General features: G+C 59.9%; 17 protein-coding genes. All 17 read left to right on the plus strand.

Annotated features, from left to right (window positions below):
* Positions 1–10: 10 nt before the first annotated feature.
* On the plus strand, positions 11–1,435 hold the full coding sequence (locus tag ABDZ92_RS12820) for a DUF4055 domain-containing protein (RefSeq protein ID WP_125960976.1): 1,425 nt from the start codon (positions 11–13) through the stop codon (positions 1,433–1,435).
* A gap of 7 nt (positions 1,436–1,442) precedes the next feature.
* Positions 1,443–3,611: a minor capsid protein gene (locus tag ABDZ92_RS12825; protein WP_125960977.1), complete on the plus strand. Its 2,169-nt coding sequence runs from the start codon at positions 1,443–1,445 to the stop codon at positions 3,609–3,611.
* Positions 3,592–3,804 carry a hypothetical protein gene (locus ABDZ92_RS12830; protein ID WP_125960978.1) on the plus strand — a complete coding sequence of 71 codons (213 nt, stop codon included), beginning with the start codon at positions 3,592–3,594 and terminating at the stop codon, positions 3,802–3,804. The genes ABDZ92_RS12825 and ABDZ92_RS12830 overlap by 20 nt, the downstream gene beginning before the upstream one ends.
* 105 nt (positions 3,805–3,909) lie before the next feature.
* Entirely contained in the window at positions 3,910–4,572 is a 663-nt protein-coding gene (locus ABDZ92_RS12835; RefSeq protein WP_125960979.1) for a hypothetical protein, read from the plus strand.
* A 101-nt stretch (positions 4,573–4,673) separates the two neighbouring features.
* Complete coding sequence (locus tag ABDZ92_RS12840) at positions 4,674–5,636, plus strand: hypothetical protein (RefSeq protein ID WP_343763198.1); 963 nt, start codon at positions 4,674–4,676, stop codon at positions 5,634–5,636.
* Positions 5,637–5,702: 66 nt separating this feature from the next.
* Positions 5,703–6,176: a DnaT-like ssDNA-binding protein gene (locus ABDZ92_RS12845; RefSeq protein WP_125960981.1), complete on the plus strand. Its 474-nt coding sequence runs from the start codon at positions 5,703–5,705 to the stop codon at positions 6,174–6,176.
* Positions 6,173–6,529 carry a hypothetical protein gene (locus ABDZ92_RS12850; protein WP_125960982.1) on the plus strand — a complete coding sequence of 119 codons (357 nt, stop codon included), beginning with the start codon at positions 6,173–6,175 and terminating at the stop codon, positions 6,527–6,529. The genes ABDZ92_RS12845 and ABDZ92_RS12850 overlap by 4 nt, the downstream gene beginning before the upstream one ends.
* Positions 6,526–6,828: a hypothetical protein gene (locus tag ABDZ92_RS12855; RefSeq protein WP_125960983.1), complete on the plus strand. Its 303-nt coding sequence runs from the start codon at positions 6,526–6,528 to the stop codon at positions 6,826–6,828. The genes ABDZ92_RS12850 and ABDZ92_RS12855 overlap by 4 nt, the downstream gene beginning before the upstream one ends.
* Before the next feature lie 20 nt (positions 6,829–6,848).
* A complete protein-coding gene (locus ABDZ92_RS12860) occupies positions 6,849–7,247 on the plus strand; it encodes a phage tail terminator-like protein (protein ID WP_164521276.1) in 399 nt (132 codons plus the stop codon).
* A 77-nt stretch (positions 7,248–7,324) separates the two neighbouring features.
* Positions 7,325–8,239, plus strand: a complete 915-nt coding sequence (locus tag ABDZ92_RS12865) for a phage tail tube protein (RefSeq protein ID WP_125960985.1) — start codon at positions 7,325–7,327, stop codon at positions 8,237–8,239.
* A 131-nt stretch (positions 8,240–8,370) separates the two neighbouring features.
* The gene (locus ABDZ92_RS12870; protein ID WP_125960986.1) at positions 8,371–8,805 is read left to right on the plus strand and encodes a hypothetical protein; all 435 of its coding nucleotides are present in this window, start codon (positions 8,371–8,373) and stop codon (positions 8,803–8,805) included.
* An 8-nt stretch (positions 8,806–8,813) separates the two neighbouring features.
* A complete protein-coding gene (locus tag ABDZ92_RS12875; RefSeq protein WP_125960987.1) occupies positions 8,814–9,146 on the plus strand; it encodes a phage tail assembly chaperone in 333 nt (110 codons plus the stop codon).
* 7 nt (positions 9,147–9,153) lie between these two features.
* The gene (locus ABDZ92_RS12880; RefSeq protein WP_125960988.1) at positions 9,154–13,200 is read left to right on the plus strand and encodes a tape measure protein; all 4,047 of its coding nucleotides are present in this window, start codon (positions 9,154–9,156) and stop codon (positions 13,198–13,200) included.
* Between the two features lie 7 nt (positions 13,201–13,207).
* The gene (locus ABDZ92_RS12885) at positions 13,208–13,570 is read left to right on the plus strand and encodes a hypothetical protein (protein WP_125960989.1); all 363 of its coding nucleotides are present in this window, start codon (positions 13,208–13,210) and stop codon (positions 13,568–13,570) included.
* Entirely contained in the window at positions 13,570–14,346 is a 777-nt protein-coding gene (locus ABDZ92_RS12890) for a hypothetical protein (protein WP_125960990.1), read from the plus strand. The genes ABDZ92_RS12885 and ABDZ92_RS12890 overlap by 1 nt, the downstream gene beginning before the upstream one ends.
* A gap of 96 nt (positions 14,347–14,442) precedes the next feature.
* Positions 14,443–17,463 carry a gp53-like domain-containing protein gene (locus ABDZ92_RS12895; protein ID WP_164521277.1) on the plus strand — a complete coding sequence of 1,007 codons (3,021 nt, stop codon included), beginning with the start codon at positions 14,443–14,445 and terminating at the stop codon, positions 17,461–17,463.
* 65 nt (positions 17,464–17,528) lie between these two features.
* The gene (locus ABDZ92_RS12900; RefSeq protein WP_125960992.1) at positions 17,529–21,332 is read left to right on the plus strand and encodes a hypothetical protein; all 3,804 of its coding nucleotides are present in this window, start codon (positions 17,529–17,531) and stop codon (positions 21,330–21,332) included.
* The last annotated feature ends 39 nt before the right edge of the window (positions 21,333–21,371 follow it).

The following is a 21,371-nucleotide window of genomic DNA, read 5'->3' on the forward strand; positions in this document are numbered from 1 at the left end:
AAATACCCTCATGACCCTTGGTATCGATACCCGCTCAGAAGAAATCGCATCCTACCTTAAAGAGTGGGAGGACAACCGCGCTACCGTAAAGGGTGAGCGCGCGATGAAAGGCCCCGGCACGCGCTTCCTGCCCAAGGATGAGGGCATGAGCGATCTCGCTTATGAGAACATGAAAAAGCGCACGCCGGTATTCCCCGGCGCGGCGCGCACGTTCGACGGTTTGAAGGCGCTCGCGACGCATAAGCCCGCGATCATCACCGCCCCGGCGAGTGTTGAGGATATCCTAAAGACGATCACCGCTCAGGGGTATGGGCTCGACAATCTCGCGGCGCGCATCTTCGGCGAGCTTTTGCTTACCAATTTCGTCGGGCTCGTTGTCGATTACCCGGTCGCCCCGGCTGGCATCACTCAGGCTCAGGCAATCGCGGCGGGCGTTCGCCCTTATATCGGCATGTATGATGCCGAGCATATTTTGGGGATCGAAACGGGCGTGATCAACAATCGCCAGCGCGTCACCCGCGTGCGCCTGAGCGACGATGCCGATAATATCCGTGAGCTTCGCCTTGATGATGGCGTTTACAGCGTCACCAAGTGGCGGCGCATCAAGGGGCAGTGGACACCCATTGAGACGATCACGCCGACCAAGGGCGGTGCCACAATCGATGAAATCCCGTTCACGCTGGTGAGCACGACTGAGGATTTCGAGCCTTCCAAGGCCCCGATGGCGGACGTTTGCTCGATCAACCGGCAGCTATTCCTTGCGAGTTCGAACCTCGCTCAGTGCCATTGGTGGATTTCGCAGCCGATCCCCTACGTGATCAAGAAGCTCACGGAAAGCGAAGGCGCGCTTAGCGTCGCACCGGGCACCGTCTGGCGCTTCGACTGCTTGCCGTCTGAGGCGGCGGTTGGTTTCCTCGAATGGAGCGGCGCTCAGGTTGCTGAGCTTCGTAATGAGGTGGAAACGCTCAAGGCCGATCTCGCCAAGAACGGCTTGCGGATGCTCGCCGACGATCGCGCCGCCAATGAGGCGGCGGAAACGGCGGCTATCCGTCGCGCGTCTGAGAACGCGATTGTTGCCAACTTCGTTCGCGAACGCGATGCGGGGCTTAACGATGCCCTCGCTTGGGTAGCTTGGTGGCTCGACCTCGAAGAGGGTGCGATCACTTACGAAGGCTCGACGGACTTCAACGCGGTGCCGCTGAGCGATGCCGCGCTTAATTTCCTCAAGGGCCTCAAGGAAAGCGGCGATATCTCGCGCGCCACCTTGCTTGACGTTGTTGTTGCGCAGAAGATTTTGCCCGAGACTTACGACAAGGAAGTCGATGCCGAGATCATCGCGCAGGAGTTGGCAGATCGTCCCCCGGCGATCGTGATGCCCAACGCTTTTGGAAGCGCAAACGACAACGCGGGGCAGGATGATGAGGACGCCTCCTAAATAGGAGGTGGATCAAGATAAACTCAGGGACATTCTTTATCGCCACGCGGTAGCGGCGCGCGACATTGGGCAGGGGCTGGCTAACGACTTTGTTAGCCAGCTTAATGCGTTTGACGAAGAATTGAGCGACCTTATTGCGGCTCGCTATGCGCGGATTGAGCGTGACGGCTTCGACAAAGGCCCCGCCACGACCAAAGCCCTTGAGGATATGCGCACGGCTTATGCCAAGGTGAACGCCGAGGCTTACAAGAAAGCCGCTGGCGGGCTTACCGCCGACCTATTCGAGATCGCCAAGCATGAAGCGACGTTCGCCGCGAAGGCGGTAAGCAGCGCGGGCGAGAAGCTCGACTTCGGCGCGACGATCCCCGGCCCCCAATACCTCAAAGCCCTTATCACCACTACGCCCCTACCCTTCGCGGATGATGGGCATACGCTCTTGATGCCTTGGCTTGAGGTTCAGGAGGCGGGCCGCTTGCGCCGCCTCGAAGGCTCGCTTCGCATGAGCGCGGGCCTTGGCGAAAGCACCGGACAGGCGGTGCGCCGCATCATGGGCACCAAGGCGGGCGGCTATACCGATGGCATCCTCCAGACCTCGCGTAAGGACGCAACCACGATCGCGCTCACCGCCAATAACGCGATCTCGAATGCGGCTCGAAATGAGTCTTACTCGCGCATGAAATCCATTCGCTATGTCGAGTGGAGCGCCATTCTCGACGGGCGCACTTCCCAGATTTGCCAAGGGCGGTCGGGCACCATCTATGTGAAGGGATCACAGCATCCCCAGCCCCCGGCGCACCCGCGTTGCCGCTCGCACTTGCTCCCCCGCCGCGACAATGAGGGCACTAAGCATAAGCCCTATGGCGATTGGCTACGCGAGCAGCCCGACAGCGTCCAAGATGAGGTGCTCGGGAAGGCTCGCGCCGATATCTTCCGCAAGAACCCCGATTTCGACTTTGCGGGCTATTTCAAGGAAGGCGGCGGCTACAAGTCGCTTGGCGAGCTTCGGCAGTTCGATGAGCGCCTATTCGCTGAGGGAGGCGTTAAGAGCCCCGGTAAAGCCAAGGCTAAGCCCGAGGCTCCGAAGCCCGCGCCCGAGCCTGAGCGTGCCCCTGAGCCGCCCCAGCGCCTCACCAGCGCCGTTGATCCAGCCATCAACGACAACACGGTTCCGGTGATCTCGCGCAAGGATGCCACCAAGCGTCTCAACGCGGCGCTCGGCGAGAATGCCAAGGCGGCGGCTTACGATCCTCGCCCCGAGTTTAAGGGCATCAAGGCGGAACACTTCGGCAAGGCGCAGCTTGGGGCAGCGTTTAGCGACGAAGCGGCTTCGGCGATCGTCGCGCTTTGGCCTGAGATCGACCGCATCACGGACGCTTTCAAAATCCCCCGCTTGCGCGCCATCCGCACGATCTCGGGAAGCTCCGCTATCGCGAACATGGGCGATGGCACCCTTGGCGCGCACGCGACGCATTTAAATGCGTTCGCAAGCAAGATTGGTGTAAGTGAAACTGGCGCGGAATCCGCCGCGTTAAAGAAGCTCAAGGCGCAACATGCGGAGTTGAAGGCCGAGATCGATAAGATGAACGCGACCCTCACGGAAATGCGCCAGCGAATGGTGGCGCTCGGCACGTCGGTTGAGAACCGCGAGGCCCGCTTTGTGCTGGCAACGGAACAGCGCGAGTTCGTCGCAAAGTTTCGCATCATCGCGCAGCGCGAGTTTAAGCTTCGCGGTCAAATCCGCACGATGGAACGCCAAGGCGGTGCCGAGCCGGTTTCGACATGGAAACCCGGCGACGACGTAAAGCTCCGCCCCTACACCAACGACAAGTATTTTAGCGGCATCGATAAGATGCGTTCGACGCTCTACCACGAAACCGCGCACCACGTTCACCAAATGTGGAAGAAAGAGGGGCGGCGCGGCATCGTTGGATCGCCGCCGCTTGAGCGTCGCCTAAAGCAGATGTTCTTTAACAAGTTTCACGGGGCGGCTTTCCCTAAGAACATGGGGCAAGCGACCGAGAACAAGAACAAGCTCTCCAGCACCTACGCCACAACGAATGAGTATGAGTGGTGGGCGGAGGGCTTCGCCGCATACATGATGGGGCGGCACGATCTCGCTGACCCCGACCTTGTTAAGCTAATTGAGGAGTTGCTTGATGAAGCCCGCGACAGTTGAGCGCCTTACCGAGCTAATCGGTAAGGGCTATGATCTCACGCTTGATGATATGAGCGAGTTTGATTTTCTCACTACCCAGATGGATTGGGAGGATGCTTGCCGCGCGATCGACGCGGTTAAGCTCATCATCACCGATCCGATCTATGAGGGCGACGTTCCCGCCGACTACTTCGAGGACGGCGAGGAAGCTTAATCACGATCCTTTCGACCAGCGGGCATAAATATTGATGCTTGCTACTGGCGAGCATCAACCGCGCTACTGGCGCAAACCGTTGAGGCTTCTGGCCGAAAGGATCGAATGAAAACACTTGAAGACGCTCTTGCCGCGATCGAAACCATGCGCGCGGAGCATGAGGCTGAAAAGGCCGCTATCCTGAAAAAGAACAAAGAGCTTGTGGACCGCGAAAGGGCCGCAAAGACCGCAGCCGACGAAGCCGAGAAGGCACGCGAGGAAGCCGCCAACGATGCCGCCTCCAAGGCTGGTGACGTAGACGCGGTGAAGGCATCGCTCGAAAAGAAGCACAAGGCGGCGATCGATAAGCTCACTGCCGATCTCGCCGCACGCGATGAGCGCCTTGGCACACTCTTGATCGATAACGCGATCAAAGAGGCGATGAGCAAGAACAATGTTCATCCTAAGCACGCTGAGGCCGTTGAGGCGATCCTTCGCACGCGCACCAAGGCCAAGATCGAGAATGGCGAAGCCGTGACCGCCGATGGCACCCCGCTTAACGACGCGATGAGCGCTTACTTCAAGTCTAAGGACGCGCTCGAATACGTCGCCGCCCCGGCCAACACTGGCGCGGGCACTCAGGGCAGCACCAACCGCACCGTTGGGGGCCTTACCAAGGCACCTACCAACGCGGCTGAAATGGCGCAGTTTAGCGAGATCGTGCGCGCTAATCCTGAGCAGGCCAAGGCTATGGCTAAGAGCTGGGGTTGGCCCGACCTCGAAGTCTAAAATCGAGTTGGCGTAAGGCATCCAAATAAATAACCGTGGAGCCCTAAAGCTCCACGGCTCCAACGCGGGCCGTTTTACCCCATTGTTGGAGCTTTACTTAAATGTCCCAGACTCGTCTCCTCGATCTCCTGAACGCTCAGGGTGGCGTGGGCGTGCTCTCGCCGCTCGTTGCTCAGAAGTTCGCTACTTTCAACGCCCTCACCACTTCCGGCATCGCCGTTGGTGGCCCGGAAGCCGACCTCCTCATGACTGGCGGTTCGCAGGATCAGGGCCTTGCCTACATCAACAAGGTTGACACCACTGAGTTCAATCACTCTTCGGATGATTACGAACAGAAGGGTAAGACCGGCAAGATCACGTCGGGCCGCTACAACGCGCACCGTTTCGATCTCAACTGGGGTTGGACGCACACCGATCTCCTGAAGATGATCACCAAGTTCGATATCAACGGACACCTTCTCTCGACCGCTATCCCGACCTACTGGAATGAGGTTTCGGAAAACTTCGCGGTTGCTTCCGTAAAGGGTTCGCTCGCCGCTGATGCCGATCTTACCGTTGACGGTGGCGCACTGCCGTTCAGCGTTGAAATGATCATCGACGCCGAGGTTGAGCTTGATGGCCCCGCCGAGAACCTGTTTGTTTCGAAGCGCACCCTCGCCAAGCTGAAGAAGGCGAACGCGGCTGCTTACGTTGGCCCTAAGTCGGACGTGAACATTCACTTCGCGAAGTATGCCGATTACAACCTCATCGTTACCGAGGCTTTCGGTGATGACGTGACCGTGATCGCTTCTAACGGCGCGCTCGTTTTCTCGACCGGCGTTGTTCCGGGTGAGATCGCGATGGAATACAAGCGCGATGCCGACGCCGGTAATGGCGGTGGCGGTGAGGTGCTTCGCACCCGTCGCAGCATCGTGACTCAGGTTCAGGGCATGAGCTACGTTGGTGAGATCGATGGCGTCGCTATCGAAAAGCCGACCCTCGCTCAGCTTGCTAACGCTGATATGTGGACCCGTAAGGGCGACCTGTCGCTCATCGGTATCCGCGCGATCAAGCACGCGGCTTAATCTCTCGATTAAGTTTCACTCTAACGGGGGCGGGCGAAAGCCTGCCCCTTTTTCATAAATACCCTCATGATGATCAGTGAGGATGGCGCGGGCGTTCCCGGCGCAAACAGCTACGCGACTACTGAGGCGTTTCGCGCTTACCATGAGCTTCGAGGCGAGTTCGTCGGGTTTCCTGAATCCGAGATCGTCGCGGGGCTGGTAAAGGCTACCGACTATATCGAAGCCAACTATCGCGCGCCCAAGGCCCGCCTCAGCCCCGAGCAGGGGCTACAGTGGCCCATAGAGGGCGCTACGGCGGTTCCTGCCCCGGTTGTGAACGCAACCCTCACGCTGGCGCTCTACGCGCTCAACGGGCCGCTCATGGCCCCGGCTGAGCGTGGCACCAGCAAGAGCACCAAGAAGCTCGAAGGCGTGGGCGAGCTTACCACTGAGTATGACGCGGCCCCCGCCGATCCCTACCCGCACGTCTCGGCGATGCTGGCGGGCGTGATCGCTCGCGACACGGGCGGCGCGCTCATCATGGGGCAGCTTACCCGATGAGCCTCTTTGACGACTTCCGGGCGCTCACGGGCGAGCTATTCGACGCCTTCGAGCTTCCCGTTGCCACCATCACCCGCACCGTTGATGCGCCTCAGACGAACGCCGATCGCGCAGCGGGGCGCAAAGGCGCGAGCACCACAACCACGCTCACCGGGCGCGGCAAGCTTGGCGAGCTTGAGTTCAAGTTTGCGGATGGCTCCACACACGATGGCTCAACCGCCTTGCTCACGATCGCCCCGCGTAAGGGCGATAAGCTCACCATCGGCACCAAGTCATTCGAGGTGATCGACTTCAAGGGAAACAACCCGGATGGCGGCGCTACCGCGTTCACGTATGTGGCGGCGCTCAAGTGATCTCGATCACGCTCGATATGAGCGACTTTGCGACGCTCGCCGAGGAATTGCGCGACCTCATGATTGAGGATTGCGAAGATATCATGAGCGATATCTATGCCAAGCTTACGGCTCCGCCGCCGACCGGCACCCCGGTTGATACAGGCAAAGCGCGTCTGGGCTGGCAACTCGACACTACCGACCCGCTCAATATGGAAATCTACAATCGGGAAAAGCATATCGGGAAGCTCAACGATGGGCATTCGAAGCAAACCCCGGCGGGCTTTGTTGAGCGAGCGGTTCAGAAGCATACGGACTGAGCGCCAGCATAAATACTGGCGTGACCAATCACGACGACATTACGGCTTTGCGCCTCCGCTTCCTCGACGCTTGGGACGATCTCACGCCCGTGATCATTCCCGGCGCGGACGAGGCAGACGATGAGCCCGCTACGGCTTATGTCGTGCTCAACGTGTTTCCTAACGATGAGGATCGCCTAACGATCGGCTACCAGCCCGACTATGAGGCTAAGGGTATCGTCTGGATCGACGTTTATTCCCCCCTTGCGGATAAGGACGCAGCCGCTTGGAGCCTCGCCGATCGCGCCGCTTCGATCTTTCGCGACTGGCGCAGCGACGATGGGCGCATTCGTTGCGAGACGGCTTCATTCCGCAACGGTGCCGATGAAGGCAAGTTCATGCGCTTGATCGTCAATCTCGCTTATCGAGCACGCCACTAAAACCGCTCGAAGCTCCCCCTCGCTCCTAAATAATCGTGGAGCGCCTTGCTCCTACCAACTCATTTAGGAGCTTTTCAGTGAGCAATCCCACAGACAACACTATTGCCGTCGTTACGGAAGTCGCCAAGGGCGTGACTCCGCCGAACCCGGCGTTCAAGTATGCCGATGTTACCAGCGGCGGCGCGACCCTTTCGTTCGACATGAAGGAGCTTAGCTCCGAAACCATGAAGCAGAGCCGTGATATGGCTGGTATCCGCAAGGTTGCCGGTTCTTCGTCGGGTTCGCTCAAGTTCGAGCTTCGCCGCGATCCGGTTATCACCGACTTCCTCGCCGCCGCGCACTCGGCGGTTGCCGATGGCAACGACTTCGTTGCGTCCAACAAGGATACCTCTTTCACGATCGAGGAGGCCATGACGGTTGATGACGGGAAGCTCTACTTCCGTGGCCGCAACCAGCATGTCTCGAAGGCGACGATCACCGTTGACGCCGAGTCCAAGGCTCAGGTGACGTTCGATTTCGTCGGTGGCGCTCGCACGCACGATACCGCGATCATCACTGGCGCGACCTATGCCAAGACTCAGAAGGGTAAGGAGCTTGCGGGTATCGACGTTGGCACCATCAACATTGCGGGCCTTACCGCTCGCTACATGAGCCTTGAAATCTCGATCGAGCAGCCGCGTGAACCCAACTACGCGCTCGGCGAGCGTGATGCCTTCGAGATCGGCACCAGCGCGAACCGCGTTGTTAAGATCACCGCCAAGGTTTTCCGCAAGGACTTGAACCCGGAAACCCTTTTTGAGGGTGATGAGCCGGTTGCCGTCAATATCGAGCTTGGCGACGGCGCAGACGGCTACGGCTTCACTTACCCGGCGATGGTTGGCAGCTACCCCAAGAACGAAGCGAACGGCTCCAAGCAGCTTGTGAACGTCGTTCTCACCGCGCAGTATGACGAAACCGCCGATTACGGTTCGATGTTCTCGCTGCTTTCGTAATCGCCGCTCCTACAAGATAAGCGATGTTAAGCGCGGTTCGGGTTCGCTCGGGCCGCGTTTTTTTTATGCCTAAAGCGGGCGATCGGCGCGGCGGCATAAATAAGTTATCTCTTGTAGGAGCTAACTTTAGAATGACTGCTTTTCACTTCCCGACCCGTTACGATGAAACTCAGGCCGATGAGGGCGTTTGGACCTCCGTCGTTGACGAAATGAAGAACGTCTGGGGCCGCTTCAAGCTTTGCCTGTTTGACGAAACCACCCCGCGCCACCGCGTGACGCTTGAGCGTCTTCAGCGCAAGTATCCGGCCAAAAAGGGCAAGCCCAACGAAGCACTCGCGGCAAAGTCGCAGGACGAATGGGCCGTTGAGCTTTTTGTTGAAATGAGCGTCGTTGATTGGGAAATGAAGGATGCCAAGGGCAAGACAATTCCGTTCACCCCGGAAGCCGCGATCGAGTATCTGAGCGACCCGCGCGCCTTGTTCGTGCTCAAGGAAATCGGCGCATTCGCGCGCGACGTGCGCAACTTCCAGCCCGACGAACAGACGGACCCCCCCGAGGGAAACTAATCCGGCGCTTGCTCTTTGAGGTTGAGCAGGGGGAAGACCTTGCCAGCCTCAGAGACGCGCTCGACCTCGAAGGCCCGCAAGGCGAGATCGCGCGCGAGATCATGAGCGAGTGCCCTAACCTCACAAAGTATGAGGAGTCATTCTGGCGATCGTTCGGTGATATCGCGACGATGCGCCCGGTTGGCATGAGCGCGCAACCAATCCCAATCGATAAGATCAGTTGGTATGCCGAAAAGCACGGGTTCAGCCGAACAGATGAGGCGATCTTAACGCGCGTTATCCGTAACATGGATTCCGCGTTCCTAAATGCTATCAAGTCGAAAGCCTCCACCTCCTCCTAAATAGTGGATGGCTGGAACCGCAACTAACGACAAAATCATCCGCATTAAGTCTGATATCAATCAGGCGATTGCGGACGCGCATAAGCTTCAGAGCGCCTACACTTCGCTTGCGGGCGTGAACCCGGCGCTCGCCGCGATGGTGAACAACCTCAACGGCGCGCAGGGGGCGACCAATCGAGTTGGTGGCGCAGCTAATGCGGCCAACAACAATGTGCGCCAGCTTACCGGAAGCCTTGGCGGGCTTAATCAGGCCGCACAAGCCGCGATGAGCCGCCTTAGCGGCATGACCGGCACACTTGGTGGCGTGGCCCTTGCGGGTGCCGCGCTCGGCATCACGGCGGTTGCTGGTGGCCTTATCGCGCTGGGTTCGGCGGCGGTGAGCGCGAGCGCCAAGATGGAAGCTTATCGCGCCTCGCTCACCACTGTTTTGGGCGACAGCGATAAAGCCGCTATGGCAATGGATCGCCTCACTCAGTTTGCGGCGAAGACCCCGTTCTCACTCGACCAGTCAGTTGAGGGCTTCATCAAGTTGAAGGCCCTTGGCCTTCAGCCGACCGAAGCCGCGATGATGAGTTACGGCAATACCGCCAGCGCTCTTGGCAAAGACCTTAACCAGATAGTTGAGGCGGTTGCCGACGCGGCTACTGGTGAGTTCGAAAGGCTCAAAGAGTTTGGCATAAAGTCAAAGACGGAAGGTGACAAGGTAAAGTTCACCTTCCAAGGCGTCACCACTTCCGTAGCGAACAACTCGACCACCATTCAGGGCTACTTGATGGGCATCGGCAACGTCAACTTTGCTGGTGCGATGGAAAAGCAGATGGCGACCTTTAACGGTGCCTTGAGCAACCTTGAGGATACTTGGTCGCAGACCCTCGCCGCGATCGGTGATGGTGGCCTTAACACGTCGGTTGCTCGCGTCATTACGATGATCTCAAACGGGATTTCAACGCTTACTCCGCTCTTGGTGGGCGTTGGCCGCGCAATGTCGGGCATCATCGATGGCGTGGCGTCGATCCTAAGCGGCGTCGGCGACATGTTCGGCGCGCTCAACACGGGCGGCGCGGGTAGCGTCACGATCCTTGAGAAGCTTACTTTAGGCTTCAACGCCATTGGGCAGGTTGCGCAGGTTCTTGGCGCGATCATCGGCGGCGTTTTCTCCGCCGTTGGCACCGCCGTAAGCGGCGCGGCTTCGATGCTGAGCAGCACCTTTGGTGGCGCGCTCGATTGGCTGGGCATCAAGTTTGACACGTCGGGCCGCGCTTGGTCGAACAGCATCTTTGGTATCCTTCGCGCGTCGAAGGCGGTTGCCATGTTGCTTCCCCAGATTTTCCAGATTGCCGTTAATGATTTGCTCGGCATGTTCTCGACGCTTGGGCAGGCGATCACCGCCTTGCTTAGCGGGCAGTGGGAACGCGCTAAGGAGTTGGCCTCGAAGCCGTTGTTCACCAACACGGGCCGCGCCATCAACGCGGTTAGCCGGGTTGCCGTCGCGACCTATCAGGATGAGGACGCAGCCGAGCGCGCTAAGAACCGGATGCTCGGGCGCACTGGCGCGAAGGATGGTGCCACTCTCGATCAGTTGGCGGGCGCAGCCCCGAAACCGGGTGCGGCGGATGCCGATGCGGACGCGGCCAAGAAAGCCGCTGAGCGTGCCAAGCGTGAAGCCGAATACTGGCAGGCGTTGAAGGATCAACTCGCGACGGCGGGGATGCTCACCAACCAAGCGGAAATCTACAACAAGCAGCTTGAGCTTCGTAAGATCGTGGAACGCGATCTTACGGAAGGCGACAAGTCGCGCGTTGCTACGGCGCTCGGCGAGATCAACACCGCGAAGGCCCTCACCTCGCTCAAGCAGCGCGCCTTTGAAGCTCAGAACGAATATACCGTTGAGCTTGGCCGCGCGAAGGGCCTTACGGATGCGCAAAAGAGCGTCGAGGATGAGCTTTTCAAGGCGCGCGTTGATGCGCTCAACAAGGGCGTCGATATCAACGCGACCGCTTACAAGCAGGAAGAGGACGCGCTTCGTAAGCAGCTTGAGAAGAACGCGGCGCTCAAAGACCAGAATGAGCTTCTAAAGAAGGCGCAGGATTTCGCGCTTAACATGAGCCGCGGCGCACGCGCTCAGGACGATCTAAAGAAGCTCAACGCTGAGTATCAGGCGTGGCGCGATGCCGTCGCCAAGGGCGATCTCGCCGACACCTTCGGCGGGCAGATCATCGCCGGGTATGAGAACGCCAAGCTCAAGATTCAGCAAGATGGCATTCGCGTGTTGCTCGAAATGTCGCCGACCCTTGGCCGCATCGCCGCCACCGATCGTGCGCAGGCCGATGCCAAGGAAGCGCGTGCGCAGCTTGCGGACCTCACCCTTTCGCCGGAAGCGCGCAAGCGTGCTGAGCAGGATATCGAGCGCACGCTGAGCACCGCGCTGGGCAAGATAGCGGCAGAAACCACGCGCGAATGGGTCGATCAGTTTGACGATCTCGCCGACTACTTCGGCGGGAAGCTCGGCAAGGTGCTCGGCAAGTTTGCGGATGGGTTCGACCGCATCGCGCAGATGATGAGCGAGCCGACCGGCCCCGCTGGGTTCCTCGCCAAGCTCCTGAACCGCGAAGCCGAGTATAAGGGCACGGCTCAGGGCTTCGGTATCGAGACGATCGGGCAGGAGCTAAAAGACCCGCTCAAGAGCCTCAGCACCGGCTTCGGCGACTTCAAGGCCATGTTCAGCGGCGACCTCGCTGCGGGCCTTGTGAAGGGCCTCACCAAGGTTCAGGCGGGCGCGCAGGTTGGCGGCATGGTCGCGGGCGTGGGCGATCTCTTGGGGCTCGGTAAGGGTTTCTCGACGGGTTCCCAGATCGGTGGCGCAGTGGGCGGCTTGTTCGGCCCTATCGGCTCGATCATCGGTTCGCTTGGTGGCGGGCTCATCGGTTCGTTGTTCGCCTCGAAGGCCAAGTTTGGAACCGCCAGCCTTACGGGCGCGGGCGATGCCGTGATCTCGGGCCGAGGCGCAGCCGCAACCACGGCGGCGACCGGCGCGGCGGGTTCGGTTCAGGAAGGGCTTGCGAAGCTGGCGGCTGAGCTTGGCGGCACCGTGGGCAGCTACTCGCTCGCCATCGGCAAGTATAAGGACAACTGGCGCGTTCGCGATGAGGCGTTCGACGGCAAGCTTAACTTCGGCGGCACCAGCGCGAACGGGCTTCACGACTTCGGCGACGATGAGGCGGCTGCTATCGCCTACGCGATCGAAAACGCCATCAAGGATGGCGCGATCAAGGGCCTCGACCCGCTGATTCAGAAGGCGCTTGGCGCGCTTGGTGCGGATTCCGCGATCCAGTTCGCTAAGGACTGGAAAGCGGCGATGGACGATTACAAGTCGCTTACCGATCCGATCACGGCGGCAATCGACGGCATCGTTGGCCCGCTCGATACGCTTCGCGAGACGATGGTTAAGGTTGGTGCTTCCACGGAAGACCTCACCAAGATTGATGATTATCGCACCATCAAGCTCAAGGCGGCGCTCAAGGAACAGCTTTCGAGCCTTACCGACTTCCTCGACCAGTTGAAGGGCGAAGGATCGGGCGTAACCAAGATGGATCAGCTTAGCGCCAAGATGGCGGAGTTTGACGACTACCGCACGCGCATTGCCAATGGCGATAGCTCGGTTGATCAGGCGGCTTTCACGGCGCTTGGGCAGTCAATCTTTAGCTTGGCTGGGGATATCTACGGAACCGCGACTTCGCAGTTTCAGGATATCCGCGCCATGCTCATGGGCACCACTCAGGGCCTCGCCGATAATGTCACCAAGGCGGTGAACACGGCGGCGGGCTTCGATGTGGGCAATGCCACTACTTCGATCGACAACACTACGGCGGCGATCCAAGCTCAGGCGGCAGCGCAGGCGGCTCACTATCAGCAGGTTGCGGCAAGCAACGCGCTACAGGAAAGCTACCTCAAGCAGATTGCGGCGAACACCAATGCGGGTGCCGCCGTAATCGGCAAGCGTATCGCCAATGATGACGTGGCATACAACGGGCGATACATGGGGCGAACCTACTAAATAAAGGATGGCACTCGACCCCGAACGCGCATCCCTTGTAAGTCAGCCTTACCGCTACGCGATCCTTGATGATGAGGATACGCTTGCGCTCTATCGTAACTCGAAGGCGATCGAGATCGCCACCAACCTCGACAAGGCTGGTGGCGAAGCTCTTGCGCGCGAAATCTTTGACGCATCCGGCGTTTCTACCCGCACCTTTTCGCTTACGATCGAGGGAGCGCTAAGCCTTGATGATTTCGTGGGTGGCCCGCCGCGCTATCGCTTGAAGTTCGACCGCAACCCGGCAGCGAACCCGGCGAAAACCTACACGGTGATTGCGGCGCGGTTTCGCCCCCTCTCCAACACCACCACACTTACGGTGCGCGGCTGATGCGTGCGTTGTTCGTCTCGCCCCTGCCCTTCGTTGGCACCACCGCCACCGGCATTGCCGCGCCGATCGCGGGCAGCGTCGATTTCCTCAACGACGATCGCCCCGGCCTTGTCTGGCGCGGTGCCACCAATGGCGCGGTTATGATCGATCTTGGCCCCGATCCCGTCGAGTATAATACCGTCGCGGTGATCGGCTCCAACCTACGCGCGAGCGATACGGTGCGGGTTCAGACGGGCTCAGCGCCCGACACCATGGACGGCTATGACAGCACGGCTAAATCGGCATGGCAGGGCAAAAAGCCCAAGCAGCTTACCGCTAAGTCGGTGCTCAAGCTCCCCGCCACGCGCGCCGAGCGCTTCGTAAAGATCACCTTCGCGGCACCGAACCACCCGAACGGCTATGTTCAGTTTCAGCGGCTTGTGATCGGCAAGGCGGTTTCGACCTACGGTATCGAGTTTGGTGCGAAGCTGAACTTCGAGGATCGCTCCGTAATCACCACCGGCCCCGGCTTCACCACCACCGACCGTTACGACGTGCTCCCAGCGTGGGATATCTCGACAACGGGTATCACGGATGAGGAATGGCGCGAGCAGTGGGCACCGCTCTTGCTCGAAGCCGGTTCAAGCGCGGGCATCCTGTTTGTTCGCGATGAGAAGGCCCCGGCGACGTGGCAGACGGATGCCGTTTTCGGGCGCATTAGCTCGAAAGCTTACGGTGAGGCCAAGGCTTACAACTGGTGGGTCTTCGCGGGAACGATCCTCGCGTTCGCCCCGTGAGCGAAAGCCGAAAACCGCATAAATATTGAAATGCGGAACCTACTCCTCGAAATCAGCGCCCTTGATCCCAACACTAAAGCTATCACCGTGCTTCGCATGGCGGCAGCGCACGCCAAAGCAGAAGGCATCTATCTCGACGGTGAGACTTGGCTTCCGGCCATCACCAGCGATCCCGAGATTGGGCTTGGCTATTGGGGCGAAGGTCGCGCTCAGGCGCTCACCGCCTCTTATGGGCAGATCAACTTTGAGTTGAGCCGTTCGCTCGGCAACACCGCTTGGCCTAAGCTCGATTTCGAAGGTGCGAGCGCCACCCTTTGGGTTGGCAACATGGGCGACCCCTTCGAAGCCTATCAGCAGTTTTGGACGGGCAACATTGGCCCGCTTGTTCAGGACTCCTCTCGCGAAGCGCATTTCTCGCTTCTGGGCGTTGAGGCGCAGCTTACGGGCTCGGCGCTCACCCGCGTTTATCAGGGCACCGGGGGCGTTGAAGGCCCCTCCACCATGCTGGGCAAGCTCAAGCCGATGGCGTTCGGCGCTTGCGTCAACGTCGCCCCGGTTTTGCTCGATCCGATCAAATGGGTGTATCAGGTGGACGCTTACCGAGCGTGCCCGATCAACGCGGTTTATTCGAGCGCCCTCACCCTTGGCGCTCCCAACGCCACCGTCGCGACCTACGCTGAGCTTGTCGCCCTCACCCTCACCCCCGGCCAATGGGCCGCGTGCCCCAATCTCGGCATGTTCCGCCTTGGTGGCGATCCGGGTTCCGCCAAGATCACCGCCGACGTTGGCACCGCCGACAGCGCGGCGAGCATCGCGCGTCGCTTGGTGAATCTGGCGGGCGTGCTCGACGCTCGGCTTGGCCCGAGCTTCACGACCGGCACGCGCGGCTATTCTCTGTATCTCACGGAAGACGCCACCATCGGCGATCTCGCGCGTGATGCCGCGTTCGCGGAAAGCCGCCTCCTCCTCACCGACAGCAAGGGCGTGCTCCACCTCGCCCCGATCGCGTCGAGCAAGGCTCCCGGCACGCTCGCAAGCGATGGCTCGGCGCTCCCGTTCGTCCGTAGCGACACGATTGTTCAGGAAGCCCCGGCTTCGCCCGCTTGGCGCGTGAAAATCGGGCATACGCCGGTTTGGAGCGTCCACAGCGCGAATGAGATCAGCCCCGCCGTCGCCACTCAGGGCGCGGACCTCACGGCGGCTATCGCGGCGGCTGAGGCGGCACGCGATCGAGCGGAAGCGGCGGAAGCGGCGGCAAAGCTGGCGAACGAACGCCTCGACGCTACCGTTGACGATGGCATTCTTGATCGAGCGGAAAAGCGCCAGTGGATCGCCGAGTTCGAAGCGGCGACGGCTGAGTTCGATGGCCTATTCGCTGAGGGACAGGCTCAGGGGGCCACGGCTGAGGCCAACGCCTACGCGAGCACCTTCACGACGCTGAGCGACTATCTCGCGACGCTAAACCCCGCGTTCGCCGACACCAGCGAGGATACGCCGATTGATGCCGCGACCTTCAAGGCGCGGTTCGTCAACTACTATGTCGCGCGCAAAAACCTCGACGTAGCGCTTGCTAAGAAGGCGGCTCAAACGGCGGGTTGGGACAAGGTGACCGGCCCCGGTAAGCCCGAGGATAACGCCACAGTTGGCGCACCTCCCGGCACCATCGTTGGCGATCGTCCGTCTGAGGACTTGGTGAAGGACGTTGACGACGCGAAGGACAACGCCAACGACATTCGCAAGCAGCTTCCCGCGCTGGTGCTCCCGATCCTCAAGGAACCGATCGACCAGATTTCAGCGCTCCACCTCGCCGGTAGCTCGGCTAACTTGAAAGCCACCAAGGCCCTTCATGAGAAGAACCATGTCGCGATCGAGGGTTTGCGCACTTACGTTGATGAAAACGGCGCGCTTGTCGCTGAGCGATTCACTCAGCTTACCAGTCGCGTTGGCGAAGCCGAAGAAACGATGGAAGCGGGTTTCCTCGAAATCAACCGCACCATCGCCGATAAGGAACAAGCGCTTTCGGAGTCGATCACCGACCAGATCGCCAACTATGGCGAAACCGTAACCGCCGCGCTTAACGAGGAACGGCGCGTTCGCTCGACGGAGGACGAAGCGCTCGCCGAGACGATCGAGCAGTTGGCGGCAACCGTGACGGAAGGTAATGAGACGCTTTCCGGGCAGATCAACGACGTGCGCCAGCTTGTCGTTGATACCGACACCGCGACCGGAACCCGCATCGATAACCTTGGGGTTAAGATCGATGATGAGGTATCCGAACGCGAAGCGGCTATTCAGACGGTAGAGAAGGCGATCGTTGACGCTACCGAAGCGCTTACCGAGCGCGTCGATACGATCAGCGCGAGCGTGGGCGGTATCGACGAAACGCTTGGCGAGATCAGCGGCACGATTCAGACGATCCAGCAGACGCAAGCAGACGAAAACGGCGCGCGCGCTGAGGAAATCCAGACGCTTCAATCCCGTCTCGATAATGTGAACGGCGCGACCTTCGAGCAGAAGTTTTCCACCTTTGCCGAGGCGGTTGATACCGTGAACGGTAAGGTCAACAACATCGGCGCGGAGTATACCGTTAAGCTTCAGACGGAAGTCAATGGGGTGAAGGTTTTCGGCGGCTTTGGGTTGGTAGCTCAGAACGGCATGGTTGATGCGGCATTTTCGGTTGATGCTTTCCGCATCTACGCGAGCGGCGGCACCAAGCAGGTCTTCTATGCGGATGCCGATGGCGTCTATATGCCCGATGTTCGCGTTGATCGCCTCAAGGCTGGCACGATCGACTTCGAGTTCATCAACCGCCAGTCGCTACAGAACCCGAGCGGTGGCTATCAGATTCTACCGGGTGGGTTTACGATCATGTGGGGCCAGTATCGCGGTATCATTAGCGATGAAATGTCGGTGAACATTACCTTCCCGCGCCCGTTCACCAATGCCCTAATGTCGGTTAGTGCCACGCCCTACATTGTTGGCAACAACAGCTTTAAGGACTTGTGGATTCAGGCCACCTCCAACCGCAGCAAGAACGGAGCCACGTTCTACACTCAGGCGGCGCGATCGGACGCGCAGAGCTTGGACGGCTTCGACTGGATGGCGTTTGGCTACTAAGCTTCGGTAAGCTCCCCGACGCATCGGCATAAATATAGGCAAATCCAGTAGGAGAGCCTTTTTCGATGGCGTTTGAGTTTGAAGCGAGCGGGACAGTAAGCGTAACCGAGGGCTCGGTTGCGGTAAGCGGTAACGGCACCAGTTGGGCAACCGGCTACCCCGGCGTTATCTTGATCATCGGAGGCTTGAGCTACCCGGTTGCTTCGATCGATGGGCGCGACCGTCTCACGCTTGTGCGCCCGTTCGATGGTCCGACCGCTTCCGGCGTCGAATACACGCTCGCCCCGGTTCAGCCGGAAAACTACGAGCTTTCGAAGAAGGTCAACGAAATCCTCGATATCGCGGGCGACCTTATCGACGCGACGGTTGGACCGGCAGGCCCGGAAGGCCCCCCCGGCCCGGAAGGTCCGAGGGGCAAGGATGGTGATGCGGGCTTCGGTTCGATCGTCAACTTCACCCAATACAGCGGCCAACCCGCTGGCGGTTCGGGCGTCTACATGATCGTTCCCGTGGCTGAAGGCGAACCGGGTATCACGCTCACGCAGACCGCGCAGGTGATCCTTCCCAAGGACAAGGCAAACGCTGGCATCGGGCTTTGGATCAAGAGCACGACCAGCGGCTATGCGATCACGCTTGGCCTATCGAACGCGCCCGTTCCTCAGCCCGACGTTCCGGGCGAGGAATTGGACCTCAGCGGCACCGGCACGATCTATATCCAGCCTAACACCGTCTATCCGCTCGGCATCTACCTCGCGGGCAGCACCGCCAACTTCACCGTCGCCGTCCCGAAAGGACTGCCCATCAGGATTGAGCGCAAGTCGATCGGCATCACGCCGACCTCAACCAAGTGGCAGGTGAACCCGGCAGACGATTTGATCCGCAACACCGGCAACGCGGTTGGTTCGGATGCCGTGATGGAAAAGAAGCTCGACACCCGTCCGGGTGCCGCATTCAGCACGCGCAACGGCCACCTTGTGATTGGGTATGGCGCTTATCTCGAATCCGCGCCGCTCGGCATCGACCTTCCGCAGACTGCCGACCCTGTTTTCAATCAGGTGCCGCCGTCGATCAAGCTCGGCTTCAAGGGCGTCTGCCCCGCTGGCGTTGAGAAGAGCGTGTTCGCAGTGGTGAGCCTCTACAACAACGGCAAGTATCAGCTTGGCCCGCACTGGAGCGGCGTGCTTTCCGTCGAGATCGAGGGCGGCAACGGTTCTCAGACGATCCTCGCCGATGAGTCACCACTCTACCAGCTTGGGTCCAACCACCTTTACGAAGCGGAGTATGTGGACGATCCCAGCGGCCCCGGTGGCACCGTCACCTTTTGGGTAGACGGGCAGCAGCTTGGCACACCCAAGCCGACCGAACGCAAGGTTCGCGTCGCCCCCGGCGCTCGCCTCGAAGTCAACGCATCGTCGGGCAACAGCGCGGCCACGGGCGGCGAACTCGAAATCGAGTATGTCAGCCTTGGCATTGGTCGCCCCGACGTTGTTTCGACCTACACCGACGTAGTGGACGGCGCGATTAGCGCCGCCGATCTTGAGGCGCTTGTTGTGGACGCACGCGGCTTGTCCGCTCAGCCCGCGAAGGTGCTCAGCTACACCGCGAACGGCACTCAGAAGTATGAGCTAAGCCTTGTCGTCGGCGAAATGGATATGCCCGCAGGGCGCGCTTACAAGGCCGTTCTTGAGGATTGGAGCACCGGCACGGGCGTTGCGCACCCCAATCACCTTGTGATGACGAAGCCGGGTGCGCAGAATTGCCGCTTCGAAGACCCGACCCTCTACAACTCTCAGCCCGCTTGGACTGAGGTTCTACCGCAAGGCGCGGTGCCATCGATCAATGGTATCAACTACTATTGCGAAGGCATCCGTATGGGCACTTACACGCAATTCCAGTTCATCTATGATTGGGATACCAGCGTCATGCCGAACAACCCCTTCGGTGATCCCGAGGGGCTGGATTCCTATATGGTTGCGCACAAGTGGCTCATCTACGACAAGGCGGGGACGCTCTTGGCGCGTATCGAGCAGCCGAACGGACAGCCGCTCAACAGCGCTGGCATGAAGGCGGTTTGGGAAGGCCAGTATGACGGGCGCGGCGTGGCGATGATCACGGACGATAACCCGCATTACAACTTTGGCACGACCCGCTCTTCGGTGATTTGGCGCTCGCATGATCCCGAGGCTTATTCTCAGCAGGATATCTATAACACGGTGCCGGTTTACGACATTCGGGTTCCGTTCGCGTGCCATACTTCGTTTTCCGTCAACGGCGGCGATATGCGCGTATATGGCAGCATCGGGCAGTCGAACGGCTTCGCCAACTGGCGGATCATGTCTTATGAGCCCACGACCTACGAAGGTATTCAGGCGCAGGTTGCGGCATCACAAGACCCGTGGAAGGGGCTGAACAACCTCATCGCGGCTACGCCGAATGCGGGCGTTTTCCTCAAGTATGCTCCGTTTAACCAGATGGGCCGCTCGCCGCTCACCGCCCCCGGTGGCGTGCGCGACGATCGCCAGATCATGCCGGAGCCGATTGCGCACTATGCCCGCGACGTAACCAGCACGCGCGCGATGGACGGGCTTTCGAACAAGCGCATCACGATCGACTATCTCACCGGCTACGCCTCCGATCCTTATTACGGGATGGAGAACGGACGTTGCGTGCCCGTCTACAAGGGCAACGCGCGCCGCAACGTCGGCTTGCGCCGCCACTACTACGGCTATGGCGAAGCCGCCCGTGCGGATAGCGCATCTTGGTATGGGCAGTCGGGCCGCGTTTATGAGTGGGCAGCGAGCAACAGCCCGCTACGGGTAAAAACCCCTACCTACGGCTTGACTCCGAACCGTCCCACTTACGGCACGAACAGCATCGATGCGGCGCACGCGCACCAGTTTCCGCACTGGGGTTCGATGCTCTTTAAGTCGCCTGAGTTTGCGATGCTGGGCCACAAGCTCAGCGATCAGACGCGCCTTTACGGCAACGTCATTCTGGCGACTTGGGACGATGCCAGCAACTACGCTCAACGCGAAATGGCTTGGAAGTTCGGCCATGCCGCGCTTTGCTGGAAAACCGCGTCACGCAATAGCCCGCGCCTCTACACTCAGGCGGAAATCCTCGATTGGGTAGTGTTCGACTTCGAGGCGTTTTATGATCAGCACTATGCGAGCAATCCGGGGTTCCTGAACCCGCCGACGAATGTTTTCACGAATGGCGCGGTTGACTTGAACAAGGTGATGTATGCTTCGGCGGCACGCTTCGGCATCGGTATGATGAACTATCTTGCCCCCGGTGATGGCTGCTACACCCATGACTTCATGGTTGGTTATTGGCTTCAGTGCCTTCACGTCGGCGAGCGCCTTGGCTTCAACCAAGCGCTTCGCGATGCTTCGCCCAAGGCTAAGGCGGTGATCGATTGGTTGCTCGCCTCGCATCGCAAGCGCGCGATCGGGCGCACCAACAACCCGTTGGTAAACTCGGCTCAGGACGTTGATTATATCACCCCCATTTGGACGATGGATCAGATGATTGCGGCGAATGGCGACGTTTCGAAGCTTCCGCAAAACTTCGCTGAGGTTGCTACCAAGCAGACGGTGAAGGCCCCGAGTTGGGATAGCTTCAAGCTACCGGACGGCACCGTTGGGAGCCGTGACGGACAAGCGATGGATCAGTTGCTTGCGGCTCCCGCGTTGCTCAAGGATATGGGCATGTCCGGTTCCGACCTTGAGCAGGCCATCACGCTCGCTGAGCAGCGCTTTCAGGAGCGCCTTACCAGCGAGACGGCTAAGGGGCCGCTCGAAGCGGGACAGACTTGGTATAAGTTTCACCAAGCTACCAACAACCGGCCTTATCGACCGGGGAGCTAAGCCCCCGCCTATAAGGCGGCTCAGCGGGGTGATCGTCCT

The sequence above is a fragment of the Sphingomonas molluscorum genome (assembly GCF_039522995.1).
Lineage (GTDB): Bacteria > Pseudomonadota > Alphaproteobacteria > Sphingomonadales > Sphingomonadaceae > Sphingomonas > Sphingomonas molluscorum.

Bases quoted from the DNA above. Each gene is read 5' to 3' on its own strand.
- ABDZ92_RS12820 (WP_125960976.1), top strand. From the start codon at position 11: ATGACCCTTGGTATCGATACCCGCTCAGAAGAAATCGCATCCTACCTT.
- ABDZ92_RS12830 (WP_125960978.1), top strand. From the start codon at position 3,592: ATGAAGCCCGCGACAGTTGAGCGCCTTACCGAGCTAATCGGTAAGGGC.
- ABDZ92_RS12835 (WP_125960979.1), top strand. From the start codon at position 3,910: ATGAAAACACTTGAAGACGCTCTTGCCGCGATCGAAACCATGCGCGCG.
- ABDZ92_RS12840 (WP_343763198.1), top strand. From the start codon at position 4,674: ATGTCCCAGACTCGTCTCCTCGATCTCCTGAACGCTCAGGGTGGCGTG.
- ABDZ92_RS12845 (WP_125960981.1), top strand. From the start codon at position 5,703: ATGATGATCAGTGAGGATGGCGCGGGCGTTCCCGGCGCAAACAGCTAC.
- ABDZ92_RS12850 (WP_125960982.1), top strand. From the start codon at position 6,173: ATGAGCCTCTTTGACGACTTCCGGGCGCTCACGGGCGAGCTATTCGAC.
- ABDZ92_RS12870 (WP_125960986.1), top strand. From the start codon at position 8,371: ATGACTGCTTTTCACTTCCCGACCCGTTACGATGAAACTCAGGCCGAT.
- ABDZ92_RS12880 (WP_125960988.1), top strand. From the start codon at position 9,154: ATGGCTGGAACCGCAACTAACGACAAAATCATCCGCATTAAGTCTGAT.
- ABDZ92_RS12885 (WP_125960989.1), top strand. From the start codon at position 13,208: ATGGCACTCGACCCCGAACGCGCATCCCTTGTAAGTCAGCCTTACCGC.
- ABDZ92_RS12890 (WP_125960990.1), top strand. From the start codon at position 13,570: ATGCGTGCGTTGTTCGTCTCGCCCCTGCCCTTCGTTGGCACCACCGCC.
- ABDZ92_RS12895 (WP_164521277.1), top strand. From the start codon at position 14,443: ATGGCGGCAGCGCACGCCAAAGCAGAAGGCATCTATCTCGACGGTGAG.
- ABDZ92_RS12900 (WP_125960992.1), top strand. From the start codon at position 17,529: ATGGCGTTTGAGTTTGAAGCGAGCGGGACAGTAAGCGTAACCGAGGGC.